Source organism: Chamaesiphon sp. OTE_8_metabat_110 (assembly GCF_031382685.1).
Taxonomy (GTDB): Bacteria; Cyanobacteriota; Cyanobacteriia; order Cyanobacteriales; family Chamaesiphonaceae; genus Chamaesiphon.
On record NZ_JANMZA010000202.1, the window covers coordinates 1 to 2,975 of the forward strand.

A 2,975-nucleotide genomic window follows, 5' to 3' on the forward strand; every position below is an offset into this window, starting at 1 on the left:
TTGTCTTGACGCGCTATACCTGGAGGGAACCTCCAGAGCGCGCGTCGCTCCGACCCCCAGCCCCCCGTTGAAAGCGGCTCGCGCTCGTCGGGTTCCCCGACGGTTTAGCGAGACAAGACAGGCGGAACGCCGCCTCTCAAACTCTCCTGCGTAAGGGTCGATCTGTGTGCTAGCGTGGTGCGGCATTCACTCCATTCTAGATTTTAGTTGGGGGTTATTGGATGTAAATCGACTGTAGGGGCGGGTTTATGCTAGAGGATATCGATTTGACTGTTTGATATCGACCAAACCCGTCCTCCCCACTAGAAGGTCTTAAAATGGGTTCTATAGAGGGTTGAGTGACAAATTTACGATCGATCTTTTTAGGATAGCAACGAGCCGAACTTTGGGTCGTCTGGACTGACTCGGATGCAACGACACCAATGTACCAAATCGAGATTGAGTTTGCGAGCGAGCTGCTGGAGTCGATCGATCGATTCTTGGTTTGGGGGAATGTTGGAATCTTGACCGATCGCAAGTACGCGGACTTTAGCATTTGGGGCTAATCCATAGATAGAGAAGTCGTCATTTAATTTAAATGAATAACCGTCATTTATTGGCGATCGCGAGCCATCATAAGTTATCCCATCGGACTTACCAACTTCTAACATAGTTGCCAGATGGGGTAAGGCAAGATTAGTCACGATCGGGATTTCTGGTTTCGATCGCAGGTGCATTTCTGTCCAGCCTATGCCTACGGTAGCGCGTTCGTGAATCAATCTAATTTTGGCAATTTCTTTGTCTACTTTGTCGGCGAGTTGATGAGAAATAAATTCAAATTGTCGCCAATCATCTTCGGCGATCGTTAATTCATTGCCTACGAGTGAGCTAGCGCTTAGTGCTGGAACTACTTTACAAATCGATGGCAAACTGTAGAGAATATCGTTGGGATTAACTGATTCGATTCTCCGAATCCATAAAATTAGCTGCTTGGATTTGGTATATTGGGCGCGAGTTTTTGGTCGAGCATTGAGGACGCGCCAGTCTGCACCACTGAGTTCGATCGTGGTATCTTTTTCAAATGAATCTGGCAGATTATTCGCGGGTATATACGTGACCCCGAGCGACTCATCGGTAAGCTCGTCTATGAATGTGACTTCGATATTTAAGCTAAATGATGTCATAATTTGGCAGATGGTTTAGAGGATAAAATGAGTCCAAATCCACGTTCTCAATCTGAGCTAACGAGTTTCGGTTATGGATTTCTGGGGGTGCTAATTTTTAGCCTCACTTTGCCAGCAACGCGGATTGCCGTCACTGGTTTCGATCCGGTGTTTGTCGGTTTGGGTCGCGCGATCGTAGCTGCGGGTTTATCATTAATTTTACTGGTTATTACCCGTCAAACTATTCCCCCGCTGAGATTTTTACCAAATTTCGCGATCGTTACGGCTGGGGTTGTCGTTGGGTTTCCGCTGCTGTCGGCGATCGCGATGAAAGATGCCGCCGCGTCGCATGGGGCAGTGATTACGGGACTATTACCCCTCTCGACAGCTCTGTGTGGCGCGTGGCGGGCTGGCGAGCGACCGTTGCGAGGTTTTTGGCTGTTTGCGAGTTTAGGGAGTGCGTTGGTGCTTATTTTCGCGCTGGTGACTGGTGGCGGCTCGCTCCGGATGGCGGATCTAGCATTATTGGGAGCGGTGGGATCTGCGGCTTTAGGCTATGCGGAGGGGGCGGTTTTATCCCGTACCTTTGGCTCGTGGCAAGTCATCTGTTGGGCGTTGATTTTGTCGGTACCCGTATTGCTACCGATTGTCTGGCAACATTTACCAGCTAATTTTTCATTAATTTCTGTCAATGCGGTGCTGGCTTTTTTATATGTCAGTGTTTTTAGTATGTTTCTGGGATTTTTTGCCTGGTATCGCGGTTTAGCACTGGGGGGAATTGCCCGAATCGGACAACTACAGCTAATACAGCCGTTCATGACGATCGCGTCATCGGCGATTTTATTGGGCGAGCGATTATCGATCGAAACGATCGGTTTTGCGATCGCAGTTATTGGCTGTGTGTTATTAGGTAAACGCACGCAAATTGCGGCTAAATCGTAAGTTTTCCTCTGTGATAAATTTTTGACTTAAGGATTAGTAGCCGATCGCGACTCCTGATATAGTTGTTGCAACCTGTCAGGAATTCGGCTCGGTCTTTTCGTTGCCAAGTTAATGAAGATACCCGTCTGTTGGGCGATCGCCGATGTCTTCCCCGCACTAGAAATTTCTGCGCTTACTTGCCAACGTAGCGATTCGATCGATTCGATCCACATTTTACCGATCGGTCGATCGGCCATTTGAATTGCTTGCTTATAATCAATTTTAGTCTGTAAAATCAGGGGCGCAATTCCCTTCTGAAGTAGTTCTTCTAGTGGTAAAAAGCGATTTAGCATTTCTATCCGCAGATCTTCCAGCCAGCGGACATAGACGATATTGCTGACAATCCCCGCAAAGTCAATGTCATAGGTTTTGACTGGTAGGTGTAGTGTTGTCTCTAATGGCTTAGACTGCTCGATCGCGCTCATAAGTAAGTTTTAGATTGCAAGTTAAAATTAATATTACCAGAGATAACTTGTAAAATGCAATTAATTACCTGAAATTTCGATCGCCAGCCCAGTCAATTTTGATGAAATGACACTACCCAGACGCTCTCCGTGCCCTGTTTCCTGTACTCTAGACCTCATCGGCGATCGCTGGACGCTGTTGATAATTCGGGACATGATGTTTTTTGACAAGCAGCGATTTGAGGAGTTCTTGGAGTCGCCTGAAGGGATCTCCACGAATATCCTCGCCAATCGGCTCAAGTTGCTAGAGGAATTGGGCTTGGTGACAAAACAGCCCTATAGCAACCACTCTCGCCGCATGAATTATCAATTAACCCCAGAGGGTACGAGTCTGCGTCCAGTACTCAAAGTGATGGCAGCTTGGGGTTTAAAACATTTGGAGGGCACG

General features: G+C 47.5%; 4 protein-coding genes. 2 read left to right on the top strand and 2 right to left on the bottom strand.

The annotated features are described in order from the left end of the window. Positions 1-362: 362 nt before the first annotated feature. Entirely contained in the window at positions 363-1,163 is an 801-nt protein-coding gene (locus RMO52_RS07695) for a hypothetical protein (RefSeq protein WP_309738883.1), read from the bottom strand. A 27-nt stretch (positions 1,164-1,190) separates the two neighbouring features. Between RMO52_RS07695 and RMO52_RS07700 the strand changes: the two genes are divergently transcribed. Continuing rightward, on the top strand, positions 1,191-2,084 hold the full coding sequence (locus tag RMO52_RS07700; protein ID WP_310412559.1) for a DMT family transporter: 894 nt from the start codon (positions 1,191-1,193) through the stop codon (positions 2,082-2,084). Between the two features lie 26 nt (positions 2,085-2,110). Here the strand turns inward: RMO52_RS07700 and RMO52_RS07705 are convergent, their stop codons facing one another. After that, positions 2,111-2,548 carry a thioesterase family protein gene (locus RMO52_RS07705; protein WP_310412562.1) on the bottom strand — a complete coding sequence of 146 codons (438 nt, stop codon included), beginning with the start codon at positions 2,546-2,548 and terminating at the stop codon, positions 2,111-2,113. 106 nt (positions 2,549-2,654) lie between these two features. On the opposite strand from RMO52_RS07705, the gene RMO52_RS07710 reads away from it, so the two are divergent. After that, the coding region (locus RMO52_RS07710; protein WP_310412565.1) for a helix-turn-helix domain-containing protein at positions 2,655-2,975 on the top strand (321 nt) is incomplete at its 3' end.